At 39.0% G+C, this 20923-nt stretch carries 22 protein-coding genes; 10 read left to right on the forward strand and 12 right to left on the reverse strand.

Annotated features, from left to right (window positions below; all coding sequences use genetic code 11):
* The first annotated feature begins 43 nt into the window (after window positions 1-43).
* Window positions 44-1843: a long-chain fatty acid--CoA ligase gene (locus HMPREF9073_RS07990; RefSeq protein WP_034555656.1), complete on the forward strand. Its 1800-nt coding sequence runs from the start codon at window positions 44-46 to the stop codon at window positions 1841-1843.
* On the opposite strand, the gene HMPREF9073_RS07995 is transcribed toward HMPREF9073_RS07990, so the two are convergent.
* Genes HMPREF9073_RS07995 through panB form a run of 3 tightly spaced genes read right to left on the reverse strand, consistent with a single transcriptional unit; the run spans window position 1844 to window position 4072 of the window.
* A complete protein-coding gene (locus HMPREF9073_RS07995; protein ID WP_034555657.1) occupies window positions 1844-2524 on the reverse strand; it encodes an RluA family pseudouridine synthase in 681 nt (226 codons plus the stop codon). It lies immediately after the preceding gene.
* On the reverse strand, window positions 2415-3254 hold the full coding sequence (locus HMPREF9073_RS08000; protein WP_009413341.1) for a YoaK family protein: 840 nt from the start codon (window positions 3252-3254) through the stop codon (window positions 2415-2417). Before HMPREF9073_RS08000 ends, HMPREF9073_RS07995 begins: the two co-directional genes overlap by 110 nt.
* Window positions 3254-4072 (reverse strand): 3-methyl-2-oxobutanoate hydroxymethyltransferase, encoded by an 819-nt coding sequence (gene panB, locus HMPREF9073_RS08005; protein WP_034555659.1) that lies wholly within the window; start codon window positions 4070-4072, stop codon window positions 3254-3256. Before panB ends, HMPREF9073_RS08000 begins: the two co-directional genes overlap by 1 nt.
* A 167-nt stretch (window positions 4073-4239) precedes the next feature.
* Here panB and HMPREF9073_RS08010 point away from each other — a divergent pair, with 167 nt between their 5' ends.
* The 8 genes from HMPREF9073_RS08010 (at window position 4240) to HMPREF9073_RS08045 (ending at window position 10782) form a co-directional block, all read left to right on the forward strand.
* Entirely contained in the window at window positions 4240-4647 is a 408-nt protein-coding gene (locus HMPREF9073_RS08010) for a hypothetical protein (protein ID WP_009413343.1), read from the forward strand.
* A gap of 240 nt (window positions 4648-4887) precedes the next feature.
* Complete coding sequence (locus HMPREF9073_RS08015; RefSeq protein ID WP_157453507.1) at window positions 4888-5235, forward strand: hypothetical protein; 348 nt, start codon at window positions 4888-4890, stop codon at window positions 5233-5235.
* Window positions 5232-5492 (forward strand): hypothetical protein, encoded by a 261-nt coding sequence (locus HMPREF9073_RS08020; protein ID WP_009413345.1) that lies wholly within the window; start codon window positions 5232-5234, stop codon window positions 5490-5492. Before HMPREF9073_RS08015 ends, HMPREF9073_RS08020 begins: the two co-directional genes overlap by 4 nt.
* A gap of 65 nt (window positions 5493-5557) precedes the next feature.
* The gene (locus HMPREF9073_RS08025; protein WP_009413346.1) at window positions 5558-8413 is read left to right on the forward strand and encodes a DEAD/DEAH box helicase; all 2856 of its coding nucleotides are present in this window, start codon (window positions 5558-5560) and stop codon (window positions 8411-8413) included.
* Window positions 8414-8466: 53 nt separating this feature from the next.
* Window positions 8467-8754 (forward strand): hypothetical protein, encoded by a 288-nt coding sequence (locus HMPREF9073_RS08030; RefSeq protein ID WP_009413347.1) that lies wholly within the window; start codon window positions 8467-8469, stop codon window positions 8752-8754.
* A complete protein-coding gene (locus HMPREF9073_RS08035; protein WP_009413348.1) occupies window positions 8754-8984 on the forward strand; it encodes a hypothetical protein in 231 nt (76 codons plus the stop codon). Before HMPREF9073_RS08030 ends, HMPREF9073_RS08035 begins: the two co-directional genes overlap by 1 nt.
* A 7-nt stretch (window positions 8985-8991) precedes the next feature.
* A complete protein-coding gene (locus HMPREF9073_RS08040; protein ID WP_009413349.1) occupies window positions 8992-9501 on the forward strand; it encodes a DUF4252 domain-containing protein in 510 nt (169 codons plus the stop codon).
* Window positions 9502-9507: 6 nt separating this feature from the next.
* Window positions 9508-10782: a dihydrolipoamide acetyltransferase family protein gene (locus HMPREF9073_RS08045; protein ID WP_009413350.1), complete on the forward strand. Its 1275-nt coding sequence runs from the start codon at window positions 9508-9510 to the stop codon at window positions 10780-10782.
* A 78-nt stretch (window positions 10783-10860) separates the two neighbouring features.
* Here the strand turns inward: HMPREF9073_RS08045 and ftsZ are convergent, their stop codons facing one another.
* The 9 genes from ftsZ to HMPREF9073_RS08090 all read right to left on the reverse strand — a co-directional run bounded on the left by ftsZ (window position 10861) and on the right by HMPREF9073_RS08090 (window position 20147).
* Window positions 10861-12648 (reverse strand): cell division protein FtsZ, encoded by a 1788-nt coding sequence (gene ftsZ / locus HMPREF9073_RS08050; RefSeq protein ID WP_009413351.1) that lies wholly within the window; start codon window positions 12646-12648, stop codon window positions 10861-10863.
* A 29-nt stretch (window positions 12649-12677) separates the two neighbouring features.
* On the reverse strand, window positions 12678-14117 hold the full coding sequence (gene ftsA, locus HMPREF9073_RS08055; RefSeq protein WP_009413352.1) for a cell division protein FtsA: 1440 nt from the start codon (window positions 14115-14117) through the stop codon (window positions 12678-12680).
* A 236-nt stretch (window positions 14118-14353) separates the two neighbouring features.
* The gene (kdsB, locus tag HMPREF9073_RS08060) at window positions 14354-15085 is read right to left on the reverse strand and encodes a 3-deoxy-manno-octulosonate cytidylyltransferase (protein ID WP_009413353.1); all 732 of its coding nucleotides are present in this window, start codon (window positions 15083-15085) and stop codon (window positions 14354-14356) included.
* 3 nt (window positions 15086-15088) lie between these two features.
* Entirely contained in the window at window positions 15089-15796 is a 708-nt protein-coding gene (locus HMPREF9073_RS08065) for a hypothetical protein (RefSeq protein WP_009413354.1), read from the reverse strand.
* Between the two features lie 4 nt (window positions 15797-15800).
* Window positions 15801-16247: a DUF6790 family protein gene (locus HMPREF9073_RS08070; RefSeq protein WP_009413355.1), complete on the reverse strand. Its 447-nt coding sequence runs from the start codon at window positions 16245-16247 to the stop codon at window positions 15801-15803.
* A gap of 80 nt (window positions 16248-16327) precedes the next feature.
* Window positions 16328-17680 (reverse strand): acetyl-CoA carboxylase biotin carboxylase subunit, encoded by a 1353-nt coding sequence (gene accC / locus HMPREF9073_RS08075; RefSeq protein WP_002680793.1) that lies wholly within the window; start codon window positions 17678-17680, stop codon window positions 16328-16330.
* Window positions 17681-17691: 11 nt separating this feature from the next.
* Entirely contained in the window at window positions 17692-18195 is a 504-nt protein-coding gene (accB, locus tag HMPREF9073_RS08080; protein WP_009413356.1) for an acetyl-CoA carboxylase biotin carboxyl carrier protein, read from the reverse strand.
* A 41-nt stretch (window positions 18196-18236) separates the two neighbouring features.
* Window positions 18237-19247 carry a beta-ketoacyl-ACP synthase III gene (locus tag HMPREF9073_RS08085; RefSeq protein ID WP_009413357.1) on the reverse strand — a complete coding sequence of 337 codons (1011 nt, stop codon included), beginning with the start codon at window positions 19245-19247 and terminating at the stop codon, window positions 18237-18239.
* 249 nt (window positions 19248-19496) lie between these two features.
* Complete coding sequence (locus HMPREF9073_RS08090) at window positions 19497-20147, reverse strand: protein-L-isoaspartate(D-aspartate) O-methyltransferase (RefSeq protein WP_009413358.1); 651 nt, start codon at window positions 20145-20147, stop codon at window positions 19497-19499.
* Window positions 20148-20281: 134 nt separating this feature from the next.
* Between HMPREF9073_RS08090 and HMPREF9073_RS08095 the strand changes: the two genes are divergently transcribed.
* Window positions 20282-20869 (forward strand): hypothetical protein, encoded by a 588-nt coding sequence (locus tag HMPREF9073_RS08095; RefSeq protein ID WP_009413359.1) that lies wholly within the window; start codon window positions 20282-20284, stop codon window positions 20867-20869.
* The last annotated feature ends 54 nt before the right edge of the window (window positions 20870-20923 follow it).

Here is a 20923-nt window from a genome sequence, read left to right on the forward strand (position 1 = left end):
ATATTTTATACTTTTGCCCCGACTAATTAATTCAATAACGAAAATGAATTTAACAGCCTATCATTTTGTGTCGCTGTTCCGCAATAATGTGCAGCAATACCCACAAAAAGATGCCTTAATGGGAAGAAATACAGCTTCTCAATGGAAAGGTATCACGTGGGAAACTTTAGGCAATACCACTACTCTTCTTTCTAAAGCCCTGCTTTCATTGGGTGTACAACCCCAAGAAACTGTAGGAATTCTCTCTCAAAACACTCCTCAATGGTCGCTTGCCGATCTTGCTTGCTTGCAAATACGTGCTATTACAGTGCCTATATACACTACAAACACAGCCGAACAAGCTCTTTACGTGATGAATCACGCTGAAGTGAAAGTACTATTTGTAGGCGATGAAAAACAATACCAAAAAGTACTTCAAGTTGCCAACCAATGTCCATCGTTACAAATGATTGTGGTATGCGACAACGAGGTTGCTCTCACCGAAAAACAATATTCCATTCATTGGAACGACTTTTTAGCACTCGGCAGTAGCTCTCAGTACGATGTTGAGTTTGAAAAACGCCTCAAAGAACGCAACTTAGACGACCTTTTTACGATTATCTACACATCGGGTACTACTGGTGAACCCAAAGGAGTAATGCTCTCCTACGAGAACTTAGCTTTCCAAATGATAGGACATACTGAGCGCCTATCAACTGTAGATAATACCGATTCTTCTTTAGCTTTTTTACCCTTATCACACGTTTTTGAACGTGCTTGGACGTTTTTCTGCCTTTATAAAGCTGTTACGGTATACTATTTAGACGATACTAATTTAGTACGTGAAGCCCTTGCCCAAGTGCGCCCCACTTTGATGTGTGCCGTACCTCGCTTTTACGAAAAGATATTTGCAACAGTGCACGACAAAGCCGATGCTTCCTCTTTTGTGAAACGCAAACTCTTTCGCTTAGCTATCGCTACGGGCAAACGTGTATTAGCGCTGCGCGAACAAGGAAAAAAACCTTCGTTAATACTGCAAAAAGCCTACAATCTTTTTGATAAGTTAGTATACAAAAAACTAAAAGAAGCCCTTGGCGGTCGCATTAAGTTTATGCCTTGCGGGGGTGCTAACCTCGAACCCAGTATTGGTAGGTTTTTCCAATCAATTGGTATTAATTTGAAATTGGGTTATGGAATGACTGAAACAGTTGCTACCATATCTTGCTGGGGTGATAATCGCATCAATCCACAATCGGTAGGGGAAGTAATGCCTAATGTACAAGTGCGTATAGGTGAAGATAACGAAATATTAGTAAAAGGAGGAATGGTGATGAAGGGCTATTATAAAAACCCTGAAGAAACAGCTAAAGTATTCACCCCCGACGGATATTTGCGCACCGGTGATGCCGGTAATTTAGACGGCAACAACAACCTCTTTATTACTGAACGCCTTAAAGAATTGATGAAAACCTCTAATGGCAAGTACATTGCTCCACAAATGATTGAAGGTAAAGTGGGCAAATATAACCTTATTGAACAGATAGCTGTAATTGCCGATGGTAAAAAATTTGTTTCAGCACTTATTGTACCTAACTTCGAGATGTTGTCACAAGCCTTAAAAGACCTCAATATTAAGTATAAAAATACAGCAGATTTAATCAAACACAGTCAAGTGATTGAGTACATAGGCAAGCAGTTGCAAAAATTCCAAAAAGACTTACCTGACTACGAGCAAATTAAGAAGTTTACACTACTTCCTTCTGCTTTTACAATTGAACGCAACGAGATTACCCCTTCGCTAAAGTTGAGAAGAAAGGTGATTTACGCTAATTACAGTCGTGAAATAGAAGCGATGTACAAATAATTAACTAATTTGCCAATTAGGAGCTACCTCAATAGAGATAGGTTCCTTTTTAACGGGGTGTAAAAAGCGGAGACTATGAGCGTGAAGACAGATACCGCCATCGGGATTTGAGCGTTTAGCTCCATACTTCAAGTCGCCTTTGATATGCAAGCCAATGGCAGCCAATTGTGCTCTTATTTGGTGATGTCGCCCTGTAATAAGGTCGATTTCTAATAAATAATAACGATCATAAGTTTTTAATAGTTTATAGTGCAGTACAGCTTTCTTGCTATGCTGCACTTCTTTTTGATGCGCTACTGATTTATTTTGTTTTTCATTGCGCACTAACCAGTGGGTAAGCGTACCTTCCTCGGCTGGAGGGGCAGCATCTACCAAAGCCCAATAAGTTTTTTGCACTTCTTCCTTATTAGCAAACATCGCATTGAGACGTGAAAGTGCCTTAGACGTCTTAGCAAAAAGTACTACCCCTGTAGTAGGGCGGTCTAATCGATGAACTACCCCGAGGAACACCTCCCCAGGTTTGTTGTATTTTTTCTTAAGATAAGCCTTAACAATATCGCTTAGGGGTATATCACCCGTCTTGTCGCCCTGAACTATGTCGCCTGCTCGCTTGTTTACGGCGATAACGTGATTGTCGTCGTAGAGCACGTCGACGTTTTCGGCGTTTGTGATAAGTTTCATAATGTCGTTTATTAGTGAAGTAGAGAAAGCGCATTCCATCGTAAAAAAGTCCGATGAGGAGTATGATTACTGAAATGGAGAGAGTATATATAGAGAGTCCTTGTGCAATATAGAAATAACCTGCACTAAATCCGCCTAAAAAGAAAAATGCAATGATGAAAAGTCGCAAGCGAATAGTGTTTTTCAGTTGCGTATGTTGATTTTCATAGTGATTGCGACTTAAGTAAACCCTTTGAGCGAGTTCAATACCCAAATCGGTAAAAAGCCCTGTAAGGTGAGTAGTGCGCACTACCGAGTTGGAGATTTTGGTTACAAAAGCATTCTGTAACCCCATAGCAAAAAGCAAGATACAAGCCGTTACATCTGTAGGAATCGCTTCGGGGAAAAAGAAGTGTAACCCCATTACCAATAGCAAGGCAAAACACTCTAAGAGTGTAGGTTTCAGATATTTATTTTGGGTACGGTGATAATTAGCATTTTCAATGAGCAGTCCCGAAGTAAAAGAGCCCAACAAGAAAGCAAAGATATAAAGAAAGTAAATCAATCCTTTCCAAAATTCGGCTACCGATACATCATAAATAAAATAAGCAAAGTGCCCTGTAACATTAGTGGTTAGTTTGCCCACAAACAAAAAGCCCGTAACGTTCACCATTCCTGCAACGAATGAGAGCACTACGGCTATTTGTAAATTGTGTTTAGCAGTTCGCTTTTTACCTTGATGACGGAACATTAGTATTGTTCATTTTCATTAGGAAATTCTACGGCTTTCACATCTTGGATGTAATGAGTTACAGCCTCGTTGATGATTTCTTGCAAATTAGCATACTTGCGCAAAAATTTAGGGTGAAACTCATTGCTCATTCCCAGCATATCGTGCATTACGAGCACTTGCCCGTCAACAGCACTACCTGCTCCAATACCAATGATAGGTATACGCACACTTTTAGCTACTTCTTCAGCTAATTTAGCCGGTATTTTTTCCAATACAATAGCAAAACAGCCTAATTGTTCAAGCAATTTAGCATCTTCTTTGAGCTTTTGTGCCTCAGCTTCTTCCTTAGCACGCAATGCAAAAGAACCAAACTGATGAATTGATTGTGGCGTAAGCCCCAAGTGCCCCATTACAGGAATACCTGCATTCACAATGCGTCTGATACTTTCGGCTTCTTCCTTACCTCCCTCTAATTTAATAGCGTGAGCCCCACTTTCTTTCATTATACGCGTAGCCGAACGCAATGCCTTTTTAGGGTCGGATTGATACGTTCCAAAGGGCAAATCTACTACTACCAAAGCACGGGTAACCCCTCTTATTACAGACGAAGCGTGATAAATCATCTGGTCTAAGGTGATAGGCAATGTCGTCTCGTGTCCTGCCATTACATTACTAGCGGAGTCACCTACCAAAAGTACATCGATACCAGCGGAATCTAATAATTTTGCAAAAGTATAATCGTAGGCGGTAAGCATTGAAATCTTCTCGCCATTGGCTTTCATCTCTACTACCGATTTGGTAGTTACGCGTTTGTATTCTTTTCTAACTGCTGACATTTCTTTTTGTAGTTTAAAAATCGCGGCAAAGATATAAATAATTAACAAATTAGCCAATTTGTTGATTAGCAAATTTCAAACTGTCTCTTAACGAAAAAAACTTTTCTCTCATTCTTCTAAAAAATAATTGCTACCTTTGCATCACGAACATCATATCTCATAGTGCTATGTATAGATTTGGACAACCTAAAAGTTTAGATACAATTACTGCCAAAGATGTAATTGATAACAAATTATGGGTTTGGGTTTGGGAAGCAAACCTCGAAGAAGAATACCCCGAAGATTACCAAGTACCTGTATTGGGAATTGACAATTTAGAAAACGATTTTGCCGAGCCCATCATTACTTTCTACGTAAAAGGTCATAACGATTTGATAGCTTCAGCAAGTTATGATTTTTCTAAAGATTGTTTGTATGCCATTAGTATATGCTTTAAAAATGAATGGTTTCTGTTAAACAATTGTCCTTTTCTTGAAGAACCTATTGAACTGAGTGCTGCTATGAAGATTAAAAATCAAGAAAACCGAAGTTTTATCTGTCAGTCAAAATTAGAAGATATCGCATATCCTAAGTAAATAAATGAATATCAACATTAAAGAATCTATAGAAGAAATGACTGCTGCCTTATTCCGAGCTATAGTACAAATGAAGAAAAGGAAAAAATGGATGCCTATTGGCATTTAGATAAATTTTTCGCCAGAATGACAAAAGAAGAAATAAAATTTTTAGTGGTAGTATTTAGGCAAATATACCTCTCAATACAAAGGGTTAATGACGCAGAAAAAGAAGCGTACTTTTCTTTTTTTGATAAAAGAATGAAATATTACCTATATGCTCAACGTTTATTGAAGAAAAAGACGCTTCAAGAAGAAATTAAATTGAGATACATTGCTATGTACGAAACGCTTAACAAATTTATCCTTTTTGTAAAAGAAAAACCATACCCCGCTTATGAGTTAAGGTATGAGATATTTAAGTTTACAGCTAATATTTACAGCTATTTAGAATCAAAACTCTTTTTTAGCAATCGGAAAAAATATGCTTATGTAGAACATTACAATCAAAACGATTTACAAGGACAAACTTTTGATACGATTGAAGAAGTGCTTGACAAATTAGGCTGTCACAACATCATAACCGATATTCACAACACTACAATATGATACCCCCTGAAAAAAACAGACGAGCTATAAAAGCTATACACAATTTGATGATTCGTTTAAAAATAAATATCGTTCAAGAATTACCTCATAGAGAACTTTATAACCTTATAGATGAATTAGAATATCTACCTATTTTGCTATTAAACAAAGAAGATAGGACACAAGAATTTGAAGAGTATTTGAAAAAAATTTGTTCTCAATTCCAATGTATGCGCATTTGGAAACAATATCAAAATGAGGAAGAGCCTTATTATTAATCAACACTCTACAATGTTTTTACACCTCCAAATTTGCTAACCCTCTAATTCACTAATTAATCATAATGTTTTTATTTTTCGACCTTTCCTATACACCTCTCTTAGAACTCCATTTGCCCACTGCCTATATAGGTGAAACGCAAAACGGATTCCTTTCTTTCTACAAAAAAGCTACTCCTCAAGTACTCGAAAGTTTAACCAATTGGCAATTATCATCTGCCGAAAAAGAGGCTTTGGCGTTAGTAAACAATCTGCAAACCAATATTCTTTACAATAAATACGCTAAAAAAGGAGAGACTTTTGAAAAACTATTCCAAAATCCTGCTATCAAAAAGTATATCCAAGAGCAAATAGAGGAACAAACCCACCAATTGCTTTTACTTATTGCCGAAAAAGAGCTATTTTTAACCATCAACTATTCCCCTAAGGACGATATTTCCAAAAAAAGACGCTTTATAACTAAAGAAATACTCGAACCTCTATTAGTTTTCGAGAAAAAAGAAGAGGGTATTGCCTACCGCTTGTATATAGAAGAAAACGGACAAAAACACTTGCCTCATCAGTGCCAAATTGAACTGCTCAACAACACTCACACGTGGATTACTCTAAACCAAAAAGTAGTGCGTATCGCTCACATCAAAGCATCTCACTTGAAACCTTTCCTCAACAAAGAGGAGACTTTTATTCCTGAAAGAAATCTACAAGAATATTTTGACAAATTTCTTCAAAAAATTCTACGCAATGCCCAAGTAGAAGCTATTGGTTTTGAAATCATCGAAAAAACAAGTCTAAAAAACACTGAAATAGAACTTATTCACGATTTTTTTGCCAATCAGTACAAAATTGTACTTCATTTTGATTACGATAGCTATACTTTTAAAAGCAATCAAAACAAAAATGTACATTCTCAACTAAAAATTGACAAAAATAACCATATTACCATCTACAAATACAAGAGAAATACCAAAGAAGAAACTCAAATGAAGCAACACCTCACCGATATAGACTTCAATGAGGAAAGCGGCGTTTTTTCGCTACAAAACCCCGACCCTTTTGCGGCTTATTTTCACTTGCTACACCACCAGCAAAGGCTTAGTAAACAAGGATTTTCCTTTCGCCCGTTTTTGGTAGACGGGAAAGAGGTGAATATGAGCACTTCAGAGCTTATTTATAGCAATACCAGCACCCAAAACGACTGGTTTGACCTTTCTATTGAGGTAAAACAAGGAGAAAACAGCTTCCATTTTAAGGATCTAATCGTCAATATCAAGGAAAATAATCCTATTTACACACTTCCTAACGGAAAAATCTTTATTATTCCGCAAGAGTGGTTTAGTAAATTCAGCAGTATTGCCAAACACAGCAAGCAACAAGGCGGAAAACTGCAATTAGCAAAGAACAACTATGCTCTTTTAGAGGCTATTCCTGAACTCAAACCACAAACCATCATCGAAAAGGTGAACTATACCCCCTCCCCTAACCTACGTGCAACCTTACGACCCTACCAAGTGGAAGGCGTAGAATGGCTTTTGCAACACTATCACAACGGGGTAGGCGCTTGTTTAGCCGACGATATGGGATTAGGTAAAACCCTGCAAACCATTGCTTTATTGGTTGCTATTCACGATACTCTCCCTCTAAAAGAAAACAACTTCACCGATCTCTTTTCGGCTACCGAACCTCAAAAAGAAACTCTAAAAGTATTAGTAATATTACCCTCGTCTCTGCTCTTCAATTGGTACGACGAGACCAAACGTTTTGCCCCTCATTTCAAATGCACCCAATACATAGGCAGTAGCAGCGAACGCAAAACAAAAATACGCCGGCTTACCAATTACGATGTAGTATTCACCTCCTACCCTATCGTGGAACGCGACGGCAAAGAACTCGAAAAACTCGAATTTAGGTATATCATTTTAGACGAGAGTCAGCGTATTAAAAACAAGAATTCCAAAACCTTTAAAGCAATCAACGCCTTAAAAGCTGAGCATCGCATCGCTCTCAGTGGAACTCCTATAGAGAATGCTCTAAGCGATTTATGGGCACAAATGCAGTTCATCAACCCCGGTCAGTTAGGTACTTACAATTTTTTCCACAAACATTACGAGGTAGAAATCAGCAAGAAAAAGAATCCACAAGCCTTAGAAGAGCTCAAAACTTTGGTAGGCAAACACATTTTGCGCCGTACAAAAGAGCAAGTACTCAGCGATTTACCCGATATAGAAGAACAACTCGCCTACTGCCCGATGAGCGAAGCCCAAGCCCAATGGTACGAGAGAGAAAAATCTAAAGTACGCAACCAGCTATTAGAAGCCTCAGAGCCCATCAGCGAGTTCAATGCCCTGCAAATGCTCACCAAATTGCGACAGATAAGCAACCACCCTGTATTGGCAGATGCCCAAAGCACTATCCCTTCAGGTAAGTACCAAGAGGTAATTAGCTATATGGAAACTCTCCACTCCGCACAACACAAAGCACTTATATTCAGTAGTTTTGTAAAACATTTAGAACTCTTTGAAGCGTGGTGCAAAACCCATAAAATAAAGTATAGCAAACTCACGGGAGCTACCGCTACTCACGAACGAAAAAGCCAAGTAGAAGCCTTTCAAAACCAAGAAGATGTGAGTTTCTTTTTCATCTCACTCAAAGCTGGTGAAGTAGGGCTCAACCTCACCAAAGCCTCGTATGTATTACTATTAGACCCTTGGTGGAATCCGTTTTCTGAACGCCAAGCCATTGCACGCGCCCACCGCATAGGGCAAGAAAACAAAGTGAACGTCATCCGATTTGTAAGCAAGGACACGATAGAAGAAAAAATTATCAAACTACAAGAAAATAAAACCGAACTATTTGAGAATGTAATAGATGAAAATCACATCGTTAGAGATATTATCTCCCAAATGAATAGCCTATTGGAATAATTTTTGTAATTTGTTCATTGTTAATTCTCAATATTTTTTTACCTTTGCGCATTATGAAGATTAAACTATTTCATTTACAGAAGAACAAACGTTTCAACTATACCCCTCGTTACTATGAAGGAAAGGAACAAGGCAACGCTTTTGAAATGGGGTCACGCATTCGCCGAGACCGCGAAACAGTAACCAACCATTTTACTGAAGAATGGCGCGCTATCCGCAACGAGAGTAGAAACAAAAAAAATGCAGGTACAAACAAAACCTTTTGGATTGTACTAGCAATACTAATACTTATCACTCTCTATTTCCTTGATTTCGACCTATCTATATTCAAACGCAACTAATGAAAAAAACAATACTGATAAGTTTAATAGTCGTGCTTGTAGTGGCAGGTATAGGCTATTACCTCAAACAACGCCAAGAAGAACAGCAAGTCGCTCAAAAAGTGTACAGCGAAGTAAAACAAGGCTTACTGATGATTTCTAAAGAATACAATAAAGGCGTTGAAAAAGTAGAACTCTTACAGCAATATGAGGAAGCAAAACACAAAATAATAAAAGAAGAACCTAAATAATAATCTTATGAAAATAAAAAGCTTAGTAATCCTATCAGCAGCTTTTGTATCAATGAGTGTAAGTGCTCAAACCTCTTTTGAGAAATTAGAAGCTAATAAAGATATCAACACGGTGGTAGTCTCTCAAAAAATGTTTCAAATGCTCTCTAAAATAGATAGTAAAGATGCTGATGCTAAAGAATTTATGGAAGTAGCCAACAAGCTCAAAGGAATGAAAATATTCACTACCGAGAATACCACAGCAGCTACCCAAATGAAAACTGAAGCCTTAGCTTATGTAAAAACCGCTGCACTATCAGAATTAATGCGCGTTAAAGACAAAGCTCAAAACGTGAAATTCTACACCAAAGGAGGAAAAGATGCAAACAACGTAACCGAACTCCTAATGTTAGTAGAACCCTCAGAAACCTCTAAACAAACCGTTGTTCTATCACTCACAGGCGACATCAACCTGAATAAGATAGGCGTATTAACCAAAAATATGAACCTCCCTCAAGAGGTGAAAGACCTAAAGTAGCACAAAATGGCAAAATATGAATTGAAATTACCCTCAATGGGCGAAAGTGTAGCTGAAGCTACTATTACCAATTGGCTTAAAAAAGTAGGCGATCCTATTGAAGCCGAAGAAACTATTGCAGAAGTAGCCACCGATAAGGTAGACTCCGAAGTGCCTTGTGAAGTATCGGGCATCGTAGCCGAAATACTCTTCAAAGTAGATGAAGTAGTGAAAGTAGGACAAGTAATGGCTATCATAGAAACTGAAGCTGAAGCTAATGCACCACAGGCTACAGCCGAAATACCTACTATTCAACAAACGGCTAAAAACTTAACACAGCAAATCGCTGAGATAAAAGAAACACTTGCTGCACCTATTGATTTTAGCAGTAGTGAACGCTTTTATTCGCCCTTGGTGAAGAATATTGCTAAAAAAGAAGGTATCAGCCTTGATGAACTAAATCATATACAGGGTACAGGTTTGAATAACCGCGTTACCAAAGACGATATTTTAGGTTATTTAGCACATAGAACTCAAGCCCCTATCACAAGCGCCTCTCCTATTTTTGCAACAACTACATCTTCTTTTGTTGAGGGAGATGAGCGCATAGAGATGAGCCGTATGGGCAAACTCATCGCTGAGCACATGACGATGAGCAAGCAAACCTCAGCACACGTACAAAGCTTTACCGAAGTTGATGTTACTCGTATTTGGCAATGGCGCAACAAGGTAAAGAAAGCCTTTGAAGCCCGTGAAAGTGAGAAAATTACCTTTACCCCTATTTTTATGGAGGCAGTAGCCAAAGCCTTGGTAGATTTCCCAATGATGAACATTTCGGTAGAAGGCAATACAATTATCAAGAAGAAACACATCAATATAGGGATGGCAACCGCCCTCCCCGACGGCAACCTCATTGTACCTGTAATTAAAAACGCCGATGCCCTTAACTTGCGTGGAATGGTAAGAACTGTAAATGATCTTGCAGTACGTGCGCGTGCAGGTCAGCTAAAACCTGATGAGGTGAAAGATGGCACTTATACAGTTACCAATATAGGTTCATTTGGCACTTTGTTTGGCACGCCTATTATTAATCAGCCGCAAGTAGGAATTTTAGCGATTGGCGCTATTTGCAAAGTCCCTGCTGTAATAGAAACCCCTGAAGGTGATGTAATAGGCATCCGTTACAAACTGATGCTCTCCCATAGTTATGACCACCGCGTGGTAAATGGTGCTTTAGGCGGAATGTTTGTACAACGTGTCGCCGAATATCTCGAAAAATGGGATATGAACAGAAATATTTAACAACTGATTTATATCAACAAAAAAATCTGAAAGTTCACTATGAACTTTCAGATTTTTTCTTTTTAAAGATATTTAACTTTAGTCTACATTATCGTGCAAGAAAGAATTGTTACGTCGAATCTGCATTTCACCTGCACTATCTTTACCTACTGTAGTACGCGATTGACCTGCACTACCAAAGGTATGATTGTAGGTTTTTAGGTTGGACGAACGTTTGTTAAGCACATCGGAGATGGGAGCGTCTATAGGGCTGAGTTTTTGTTCTTCTTCTTCAAACATTCTTGTTTGTACCCCTATAGAAGTATTGGGATTGTAAGGTTGAGGAGTTTCACCACCTTTATTACTTACAAACTCAGGTTGAGTTCTTTTTTCTACCACTGGCTGAGTATATTTTTCTTCAAACTCGATATTTCTCACATACATATCAAATATATCTTCTTCTTTTACAGAAGATTTATTTGTGTATGAAGGTTCATAAACTTCATCATCTCTCAAGGTATGAATAATAGGAGCATCCGGAGCTTTTGTTTGTGGTTGCTGCTGGATAGGCTGCTGCTGGATAGGTTGTTGTTGAGCAGATTGTCGTTGAACTGTAGATTGAGATTGGAATCTATTATCGAACTGAGCAGGGGTTGTTTTATCGACAATTACAAAGGCATCGTCGGGGGTTACTACTTCGCAATCTGTCCAAATATTAAATAGGTCGGAAAGGGAAAGTTCCTTTTTAATTTCGGGAACAGCAGGGGTAGGATAAGCAATATTATCAGGTGTAGTGGAAATAGAGGTTTTTACTACGGCTCCTTTTTGCTCGGTTAAATCGCGAATAATAGTTTGGTTTTCTTCGAGTACGTGAATTACGCGACGAGGTTCGGCATTTACGATTTCTTGTTGTTGTTCGGCGTCAAAACCAGTAGCAATCACGATTACTGAGATAGCTTCTCCTAAACTTTCGTCTACACCTATACCATAGATAAGGTCGGCCATATTATCGCCTGCTTTTTCTTGGATATACCCCATAATTTCATTCACTTCGCGTTGAGTAGCTTTTCTATCTCCATAAGTAATAAGGACGAGAGCATTTTTAGCTCCTGTAATTTTATTATCGTTTAATAGAGGAGAGTTTAAGGCAGCTCCTACAGCCTCAGAAGCACGATTATCACCTTCGGCTATTGCTGCTCCCATAATAGCGGTACCTCCGTTTTCAAGTACAGCGCGAGCGTCACGTAAATCTATGTTAACCAAGTAGTGTTTGCTAATTACTTCGGCCATACCTCTAGCCCCTCTAAGGAGGATTTCATTGGCTTTTCCGTATCCTTCTTCTACGGTGAGGTCGTCGTAAATTTCGCTTATTTTATTATTATTGATAACGATAAGAGAATCTACACAGTCGCGCAATTTTTTAATTCCTGCTTGAGCTTGATGGCTGCGTTTTGGACCTTCAAAATTGAATGGAGTAGTAACGATAGCGACGGTAAGGATACCCATATCTTTGGCTTGTTTAGCGATAACAGGCACAGCTCCTGTACCTGTACCTCCTCCCATACCAGCGGTAATGAATACCATTTGAGTATTTCCTTCTAAAGCGCGCTTGATATCTTCGATACTTTCAACAGCGGCTTGTTCTCCAATTTCGGGATTAGCGCCAGCTCCTAATCCTTCGGTAAGGGTAACACCTAACTGAATGCGATTAGAAATAGGGCTATACTCAAGAGCTTGGGCATCGGTGTTACACACAACGTAATCTACGCCTTTTATGCCTTCGTTATACATAAAATTCACGGCGTTACATCCTCCACCTCCTACGCCAATAACTTTGATATAGTTACTGTTGTTTTTAGGAAAGTTAAATTGATAGTTTTCTTCCATATCTAAATCATAATTATTTGTTTTATACTTTATTCGTCGTCGTCAGTTTCTCCTATATATTTAGAGATAAATTTATTGAATTTTCCCCAGAAACTTTCGCTTGTTTTAGGAGTTTCTTCTTCGTCGTCACCGACGGGTTGTAGTACTTCTTGAGTAGAGGTAATTGTATTGCCTACTACGGTAAGATTTTTTGGTACAGGTTCTATTGGGTTTTCTTGAAACAGAGGTTCTGTATTTTGATTTTGTGAAGCTTCATTAGCTTCTTGAGCTTTGAGTTCTTCTAATCGTTTTTTGAATTGTTCTTCAGCTTCGTTTTCTATAGCGCTCATTACCAACCCAATGGCTGTAGCATAGATAGGAGAAGTAAGTCGATTATCGGAATTACCAGCTAAGTGTTCATCGGGGTAACCTATGCGTGTATCCATTCCGGTGATATACTCTACTAACTGAACGATGTGTTTGAGCTGGCTACCGCCACCGGTAAGGACAATGCCTGCAATGAGTTTCTTTTTAGGTTCTTCGTGGCCATAACTTTTAATTACGTTGAACACTAAATTGATAATTTCACTCACGCGAGCGTGTATAATTTTAGAGAGGTTTTTAAGGGATATTTCACGAGGTTCTTTACCTTTAATACCGGGTATAGAGACGATTTCGTTGTCGCGATTTTCGCCAGGCCAAGCAGAGCCGTACTGTACTTTTAGCATTTCGGCTTGGCGTGCTAATATACCACAACCTTCTTTGATATCTTCGGTAATTACATTTCCTCCCAAAGGAACTACGGCTGTATGGCGAATAATACCATCTTTAAAGATTGCTACATCGGTAGTACCTCCTCCTATATCTACTAACACAACACCGGCATCTTTTTCTTCGTCGCTGAGTACTGCGCTTGCTGAAGCTATAGGTTCTAAGGTGAGCCCTATGGGTTTCAAGTTAGCCATTTCTACGCAACGAGAAATGCCTTTTATAGCGTTGATTTGCCCAATCACTAAGTGAAAAGTAGCATCTAAACGCGATCCCATCATACCGATAGGTTCTTTGACATCGGGGTTGTTATCGACTTTGTAATCTTGAGGTAAAGCGTGGATAATTTTCTGACCTGGAGATAAGGTGATATTATAAACTTGTTTTTTGAGTTCTTCTAAGTCTTCAAAATCTATCAGTTTATCAGGATCTTTACGTGAGATATAATCGGAATGAGAGCGACTGATGATATTTTGCCCTGCAATACCAGCCACTACATTTTCGATTTCTAAGCCTGTTTTTTCTTTTGCATCTTGGACAGCATCCATTATAGACTGGGTAGTTTGGGCGATGTTGTTTACCACGCCCTTGTTTATACCTTCGCTTTTTGCTTGTCCGTATCCTAAAATCTGAATTTTACCATATTCATTTTTGGCACCTACCATAGCTACAATCTTGGTAGTACCGATATCTAACCCAACGTAATACTTTTTATATTTCATTTTTTCACGTAAAACAATCACATATCTCTATGAGATTGATAATTTTTTGTTTGTTATTATATTTCTTGAGGAATTAGGCAGTTTTATCCACAACTATAGCTTTGCAGGTAGCAAAGATAAGTAAAAAAGCAATTTGTATAGTAGTTTTTTATCAATAAGTTATCAACAATCTTATAAACTATTGAGAATCATTGTTAAAGAAAATGTTAAAAAATCTGTTAATAACTTTTTACTCTCTATTTTGAGAGGTATTTGCGTGCTTTTTCTAAATCCTCGGGGGTATCAATTCCTATGGTAGGGATGTGAGTAAGGGCGAGGCGTATTTTAAAGCCATTTTCTAAGTAGCGGAGTTGTTCTAATTTCTCGGTCTCTTCTAACTGAGATGGAGGCAACTGAGTGAACTGTTGCAAAGCATCTTTGCGATAGGCATAAATTCCAATGTGTTTGTAGTAAGGCACAGCTGTATTGGGGTCACGCGGAAAAGGAATTACACTTCTGGAAAAATAGAGAGCTTCATTAAATTTGTTTACTACTACCTTGACATTATTAGGATTTGCAATATCATCGGGGTTGGTAATGCGTTCCATCAGGCTCGCTACTGCTATGTTTTTTTGAGGGTCGTTTGCAAAAATATCTATTACTTTTTGCAGATTTTCTTTATCGGTAAAAGGTTCATCTCCTTGTACATTCACGATGATATCTACTTCCAAATTTTTAGAAGCTTCAGCTAAACGATCACTACCACTATTGTGCTGTTTCTGGCTGCGAATCACACTGCCTCCTACTTCGCGAATTGCCTTTTCGATGCGATCATCGTCGGTTACTACATATACTTGGTCAAACAAGTGAGTATCAGCCACACGCTGGTAAGTATGCACAATCACGGGTTTGCCACAGAGGTCTTGCATCAGTTTTGCAGGAAAGCGTGTTGCCCCATAACGGGCGGGTATCATTGCTATGAGTTTCATATTTTATCTTGACAATAAGTATATTACTATAATTTGTAACACTATATTCAGAGGGAGTGCCCAAGCTAAAAATTTAGCTTTACGACGCATCTCTATGCTGTGTTGTATGTATTGTTTTACACGTGCTACCAATCTTTCGCTGCGTTTCTCGTAAGTATCGAGCAGAGGTGTTTTGTATATTTCGGCTACAAATCCCACTACGGGCACTTGTGAGAGCAGTAGCCACAATACTTGTTGAAAGACAGGAGGTATTTTAGAAATGTATGTATTGAAAACCCCTTTTACTTGGTCGGTAGTTACTATTTTTTCAGTGCTTTTTTCAGCTTTATCTACAATAGCTGCGCATATTTTATGAATAAAAGGTTCAAATTGGTTAAAAACATACAAAGTATAATCTAATTGCAAGAGAGAAAGCATACGTTTTACCGCCAAAAACACAAAAAGACCTCCTAAAAGTAGTACAATAGCCAAATAAAGTAATTGTATATATTCAAATTTACTTGAAAATCCTATTATACAGCCCGCTATAATAAGGAATAAAAAGTTTAGCAAGAATAGTACTATGATACTTCCTGAGGATTTCATTCCAGAGGTTACCCCCAGTAGAGTCATTTCTTTGAGTTTCTCAAAATAGGTAGTAGCACCTTGTAGTTTTTTAAGCCCAGGGGTAAGTTCAAAAGTAGTGTCGACGTTTTTAATGTTGTTGTTCATTGTGTTATGGTTTTAAAATAAGTAATATTACAAGTGTTAGAGGCATTAGAAAATCAGGGAGAATAATCCATACATTCCCTTTGTTGAAATTGTGTTTTTGTTTCATTTCAACGATGTGTAACAAAGCAGCTCCTATCAAAAATACGCTAAAAGGGATAGTAGTTGCTAACCAAAAACCATCGCGAAACCAATGGCATACTATTCCACAAATACCTATTCCTAACGACACAAAACCTAATTCTTTTTGAAAACCGTTAGATACCCACCCTATAGTTTTAGCTACTTTCTCACTGAGTATCGAGTGGCCTACAAAGTTAAACAACCCAAAAAAGCCTACTCCATAAACCAAATGGGTGTATAATGCAGTATATACAAAGCTTTCATCGAAAGAAAAAGCATATAGTACAACAGCTAATAACCAACAGATAAGGTATACAATAAGATATATCATAGTATTGTAACGATATAAAAGGGACTATCTTCCTTGTGAGTTAGACAGTCCCTTTCATTATACATTCATTTTTGAGTTGCTTATTCTGCCACTTGGGGTTTCATTTTGAAGTCCTCCATAAACTTAGTGGTGTAGTTACCGGCTAAGTAATCGGGGTCATCCATCAGTTGTAAGTGGAATGGAATAGTGGTTTTCACACCTTCTACGACAAACTCATCTAAGGCGCGTTTCATTTTGGCAATCGCTTCCTCACGGGTTTGCGCTGTAGTGATAAGCTTGGCTATCATAGAATCGTAGTTAGGTGGAATTACATAGCCGCTATATACGTGAGTATCAAGGCGTACTCCGTGCCCCCCTGGTGCGTGCAAAGTAGTAATTTTACCTGGTGATGGGCGGAAGTCGTTATAAGGGTCTTCGGCGTTGATACGGCACTCAATAGCGTGTAACTTAGGCGTATAGTTCTTACCTGAGATAGGCACACCAGCCGCTACTAATATTTGCTCACGAATAAGGTCGTAATCAATCACTTGTTCGGTGATAGGGTGTTCTACTTGTATACGAGTATTCATCTCCATAAAGTAGAAATTGCGGTCTTTATCTACCAAGAACTCTACTGTTCCTGCCCCTTCGTATTTAATAAACTCAGCAGCTTTTACGGCAGCTTCGCCCATACGCTTACGAAGATCATCGGTCATAAAAGGAGAAGGTGTTTCTTCAGTAAGTTTTTGGTGGCGGCGCTGGATAGAGCAATCGCGTTCAGAAAGGTGGCAAGCCTTACCATACTGGTCGCCAACGATTTGTATCTCGATATGGCGAGGATCGACGATGAGTTTTTCCATATACATCGCATCGTTACCAAAGGCAGCGCCTGCTTCCTGCATTGCGCTGTTGAGAGCTTTCTCGAGGTCTTCCTCTTTCCACACATCACGCATACCGCGACCACCTCCACCGGCTGTAGCTTTTAGCATTACAGGATAACCGATTTCGGCGGCTATTTTTTTAGCGTGTTCCAATGATTCTACAAGTCCATCAGAGCCTGGTACCGTAGGGACTCCAGCAGCTTTCATAGTAGCTTTGGCAGAAGCCTTATCACCCATTTTTTCAATCATTTCGGGAGAAGCTCCGATGAATTTAATACCGTGTTCTGCACAAATCTTAGAGAATTTGGCATTTTCCGAAAGGAAGCCATAGCCGGGGTGGATGGCATCGGCATTGGTAATTTCGGCAGCGGCAATAATATTAGGTATTTTTAAGTAAGAATCTTTGCTTGGTGGAGGACCTATACAAACGGCTTCATCGGCGAAGCGCACGTGTAAGCTATCGGCATCGGCAGTAGAGTATACGGCTACCGATTTGATACCCATTTCGCGACACGTACGTATCACGCGCAGGGCAATTTCTCCACGGTTGGCAATTAATATTTTTTTAAACATAGTTGTTTGGTTTAGGATGGATCCACTAAGTACAGAGGTTGGTCGAATTCTACAGGAGAAGAGTCGTCAACCAATATTTTAACAATCTTACCAGAAACTTCTGATTCTATTTCGTTGAAGAGTTTCATTGCTTCGATTATGCAAATGACAGTACCTTTAGAGATGGTAGAACCTACTTCAACAAATAGCGGTTTATCTGGACCGGGACGGCGATAGAAAGTACCAATCATCGGCGATTTGATAGTGATATATTTACTATCGTCATCGGCGGGGGTTGCAGGTTTGCTGTCGGCAGGTTCAGCTGCGGGGAGTTGTTGTACAGGCATTGACTGTTGCAAAGGCAACTGAGGTAGTTGTTGAGCTATAGGCAATTGTTGTACGAACACTTGCTCTTTGCCACTTTCATCAGGGTTTGTTTTAATGGTGATTTTTACATCTTCCATTTCCAATTTCACTTCGCTTGCCCCTGACTTGGCAACAAACTTAATTAAATTTTGAATGTCTTTTAAATCCATACGTTATATATTATATATTGTATTCTTTCTATAGTTGTTATTTATTTGTGATAGAGGGTTCCATCGTAAGCCCATTTGAGGTAAATAGCTCCCCAAGTAAAACCGCCTCCAAAGGCAGCTAATACAATATTGTCACCTTTTTTGAGTTGGTTTTCGTAGTCGTTAAGAGCTAAGATGATAGTTGCAGAAGTAGTATTGCCGTACTTATAGATATTGAGCATTACTTTTTCGGAAGGTAAGCCCATACGCTCGGCAGTAGCATCGATAATGCGTTTATTGGCTTGGTGAGGAGCGAGCCATTGTATATCGTCGCGTGTTAATCCATTGCGTTTGATGAGTTCTTCGGCGACATCGGCCATACCTGTAACAGCATATTTGAATACAGTTTTGCCGTCTTGGAATACAAAGTGATCTTTGTTAGCCACTGTTTCGGCAGTAGTGGGGCATAGAGAGCCTCCAGCTTTGATGTATAAATAATTACGCCCTACCCCATCGCTTTTGAGGAGTTCATCCTGTATCCCTAAACCTTCATAATTAGGTTCAAAGAGAGCGGCACCACCTCCATCGCCGAAGATGATACAAGTAGCGCGATCGGTGTAATCGATGATAGACGACATCTTATCTGCCCCCACCAAGAGAACTTTTTTATAACGACCTGACTCTATGTATTTAGCAGCTACTGAAACGCCAAATAGGAAGCTTGAGCAAGCTGCTTGCAAATCGAATGCGAAGGCATTGACAGCGCCTATTTGAGATGCTACATAAGGACCTGTAAGGGCTACAGGCATATCGGGGGTTGCCGTAGCCAAAATAACTAAGTCTATTTCTTTGGGGTCAAGACCTGTTTTATGAATAAGGTTTTTAGCGGCTTCAATACCTAAAAAGGAAGAGCCTTTATCGGGGTCTTTGAGTATGCGTCTTTCTTTGATGCCTGTACGGGTGTAAATCCACTCGTCGTTAGTATCTACCATTTTTTCTAACATTGCATTGGTTAGAACATCTTCAGGTACATAGCCTCCGACAGCTGTGATGGCAGCGGTTATTTTCTCCATTGTATTAAATTTTGGGCAAAAGTACGTAATTATTTTTATTTAACAGCAAAAAGGAGTCAATTTTTATTCAGAATTCTTCATTTTGCATTGAAGACAGAGAGGCAGCTCTACTACAAAAGTTGGGCACAGATTGCACAAATTACACGGATTTTGACACGGATAAATTTCTATTATCAATTGTAATTTGGACAGATTGACAGTTGCTGCTACTATATTTCACGGAATATGATGCAAAAGAGTCTGGGATTATTAATTTCTTTCTTTTAACATTGGCACGAACTGGAATGTACCATAATCGGTTTTGTGGAATTCTTTTTCGGAGATGCGTTCGTAGAGGGTCATTGTTTGAGTTTCATTGCCTATGGGGATTACCAAGCGACCTCCAATGGCTAATTGTGAGAGAAGTGCATTGGGCACGTAAGGCGCACCTGCCGTTACTAAAATACGATCGAAGGGTGCATCGTTAGGCAAACCTTTATAGCCATCGCCAAAATACATACGCACGGGTTTACTGATGAGCTTGGGTAACAGCATTTGGGCTTGCTTGAAGAGTTTTTGTTGGCGCTCGATTGTATAGAGGTTTACGTTCAAATACAAGAGTATGCTGGATTGGTAGCCACTGCCCGTACCTATTTCCAAGACTTTTTGGTGTGGGGCTACTTGTAGCAATTCGGTTTGAAAAGCGACGGTGTAGGGTTGAGAGATGGTTTGGTCTTCACCTATAGGGAAGGCTTTATCCTGATAGGCGTGGTCTTCAAAACTGCTATCCATAAACAAATGTCGAGGGATAGTACGAATGGCGGCTAATACGCGTTCATCTTTAATGCCTTTTTCTCTGAGTAAATTGGCTAATTGGTTGCGTAATCCTTGGTGTTTTAATGTGTCTTTCAGCGGTAGCATTGTTTTATTTTTGGGTACAAAATTCTGTCTTTTTTCTGAGGTAAAAAAACATTTTTGTTATTTTTTTGCTAAAAAAATTGATTTTTAAAAATTTATTTCTACTTTTGTAGCGGAAAAAACTAAATTAGCAAGAGATGAGACGTTTCAATAAACTATACTTCATCGTGCTCTTTTTATCGGCTACTGCTTGTAGGATTAGTGAAAATTCGACAGAATCTTCTCAAGTGGTGAACATAGAAGACAAGTATGAAGTAAAACTACCTAACTCTCTTACTAACCAAAACAATCTCTATGAGCAAGCTTCTTTGCAGTATGGTGACCGCAAAACCGACTTTTTTGTAGCGGTAATTGATGAAAACCGATCGGAAGTGAACGATATGCTCTATGAGGTTTTGAAAGATTCGTTGCACATTCGCAGCAAAAATGCTTTCGCCAAAAAGTTTAAGCTTAAAAATTACTTTGAGATTTGCAAAAAAGGTTGGGCTGAAGCCAATATGATGCGCCCTACTGCCAAGCAAATTACCGAAACCACTATCAATAAGTATCCTGCTATAGTAGTGGAGACTACAGAAGAAGTGAATGGTATGGGGGTGTTCTATGTGGTGGCTATCATCGAAACAAAGAAAACGTACTACCAGATTTTCACGTGGACGTTAGCTAACAAAAAAGAGAAACATTACCAACAAATGAAGGAGATTATCAATTCGTTTAAAGAATTATAAATATGTACAAGGGGAGCGTTCTAAAAGTTTTTCTTGAGAGGGCGTTTGCAAAAC

Origin of the sequence: Capnocytophaga sp. oral taxon 326 str. F0382 (assembly GCF_000318295.1) — a bacterium.
Taxonomy (GTDB): domain Bacteria; phylum Bacteroidota; class Bacteroidia; order Flavobacteriales; family Flavobacteriaceae; genus Capnocytophaga; species Capnocytophaga periodontitidis.

Coding starts and splice junctions, on each gene's coding strand:
- HMPREF9073_RS07990 (WP_034555656.1), top strand. CDS start 44: ATGAATTTAACAGCCTATCATTTTGTGTCGCTGTTCCGCAATAATGTG.
- HMPREF9073_RS07995 (WP_034555657.1), bottom strand. CDS start 2,524: ATGAAACTTATCACAAACGCCGAAAACGTCGACGTGCTCTACGACGAC.
- HMPREF9073_RS08000 (WP_009413341.1), bottom strand. CDS start 3,254: ATGTTCCGTCATCAAGGTAAAAAGCGAACTGCTAAACACAATTTACAA.
- panB (WP_034555659.1), bottom strand. CDS start 4,072: ATGTCAGCAGTTAGAAAAGAATACAAACGCGTAACTACCAAATCGGTA.
- HMPREF9073_RS08010 (WP_009413343.1), top strand. CDS start 4,240: ATGTATAGATTTGGACAACCTAAAAGTTTAGATACAATTACTGCCAAA.
- HMPREF9073_RS08015 (WP_157453507.1), top strand. CDS start 4,888: ATGAAATATTACCTATATGCTCAACGTTTATTGAAGAAAAAGACGCTT.
- HMPREF9073_RS08020 (WP_009413345.1), top strand. CDS start 5,232: ATGATACCCCCTGAAAAAAACAGACGAGCTATAAAAGCTATACACAAT.
- HMPREF9073_RS08025 (WP_009413346.1), top strand. CDS start 5,558: ATGTTTTTATTTTTCGACCTTTCCTATACACCTCTCTTAGAACTCCAT.
- HMPREF9073_RS08030 (WP_009413347.1), top strand. CDS start 8,467: ATGAAGATTAAACTATTTCATTTACAGAAGAACAAACGTTTCAACTAT.
- HMPREF9073_RS08035 (WP_009413348.1), top strand. CDS start 8,754: ATGAAAAAAACAATACTGATAAGTTTAATAGTCGTGCTTGTAGTGGCA.
- HMPREF9073_RS08040 (WP_009413349.1), top strand. CDS start 8,992: ATGAAAATAAAAAGCTTAGTAATCCTATCAGCAGCTTTTGTATCAATG.
- HMPREF9073_RS08045 (WP_009413350.1), top strand. CDS start 9,508: ATGGCAAAATATGAATTGAAATTACCCTCAATGGGCGAAAGTGTAGCT.
- ftsZ (WP_009413351.1), bottom strand. CDS start 12,648: ATGGAAGAAAACTATCAATTTAACTTTCCTAAAAACAACAGTAACTAT.
- ftsA (WP_009413352.1), bottom strand. CDS start 14,117: ATGAAATATAAAAAGTATTACGTTGGGTTAGATATCGGTACTACCAAG.
- kdsB (WP_009413353.1), bottom strand. CDS start 15,085: ATGAAACTCATAGCAATGATACCCGCCCGTTATGGGGCAACACGCTTT.
- HMPREF9073_RS08065 (WP_009413354.1), bottom strand. CDS start 15,796: ATGAACAACAACATTAAAAACGTCGACACTACTTTTGAACTTACCCCT.
- HMPREF9073_RS08070 (WP_009413355.1), bottom strand. CDS start 16,247: ATGATATATCTTATTGTATACCTTATCTGTTGGTTATTAGCTGTTGTA.
- accC (WP_002680793.1), bottom strand. CDS start 17,680: ATGTTTAAAAAAATATTAATTGCCAACCGTGGAGAAATTGCCCTGCGC.
- accB (WP_009413356.1), bottom strand. CDS start 18,195: ATGGATTTAAAAGACATTCAAAATTTAATTAAGTTTGTTGCCAAGTCA.
- HMPREF9073_RS08085 (WP_009413357.1), bottom strand. CDS start 19,247: ATGGAGAAAATAACCGCTGCCATCACAGCTGTCGGAGGCTATGTACCT.
- HMPREF9073_RS08090 (WP_009413358.1), bottom strand. CDS start 20,147: ATGCTACCGCTGAAAGACACATTAAAACACCAAGGATTACGCAACCAA.
- HMPREF9073_RS08095 (WP_009413359.1), top strand. CDS start 20,282: ATGAGACGTTTCAATAAACTATACTTCATCGTGCTCTTTTTATCGGCT.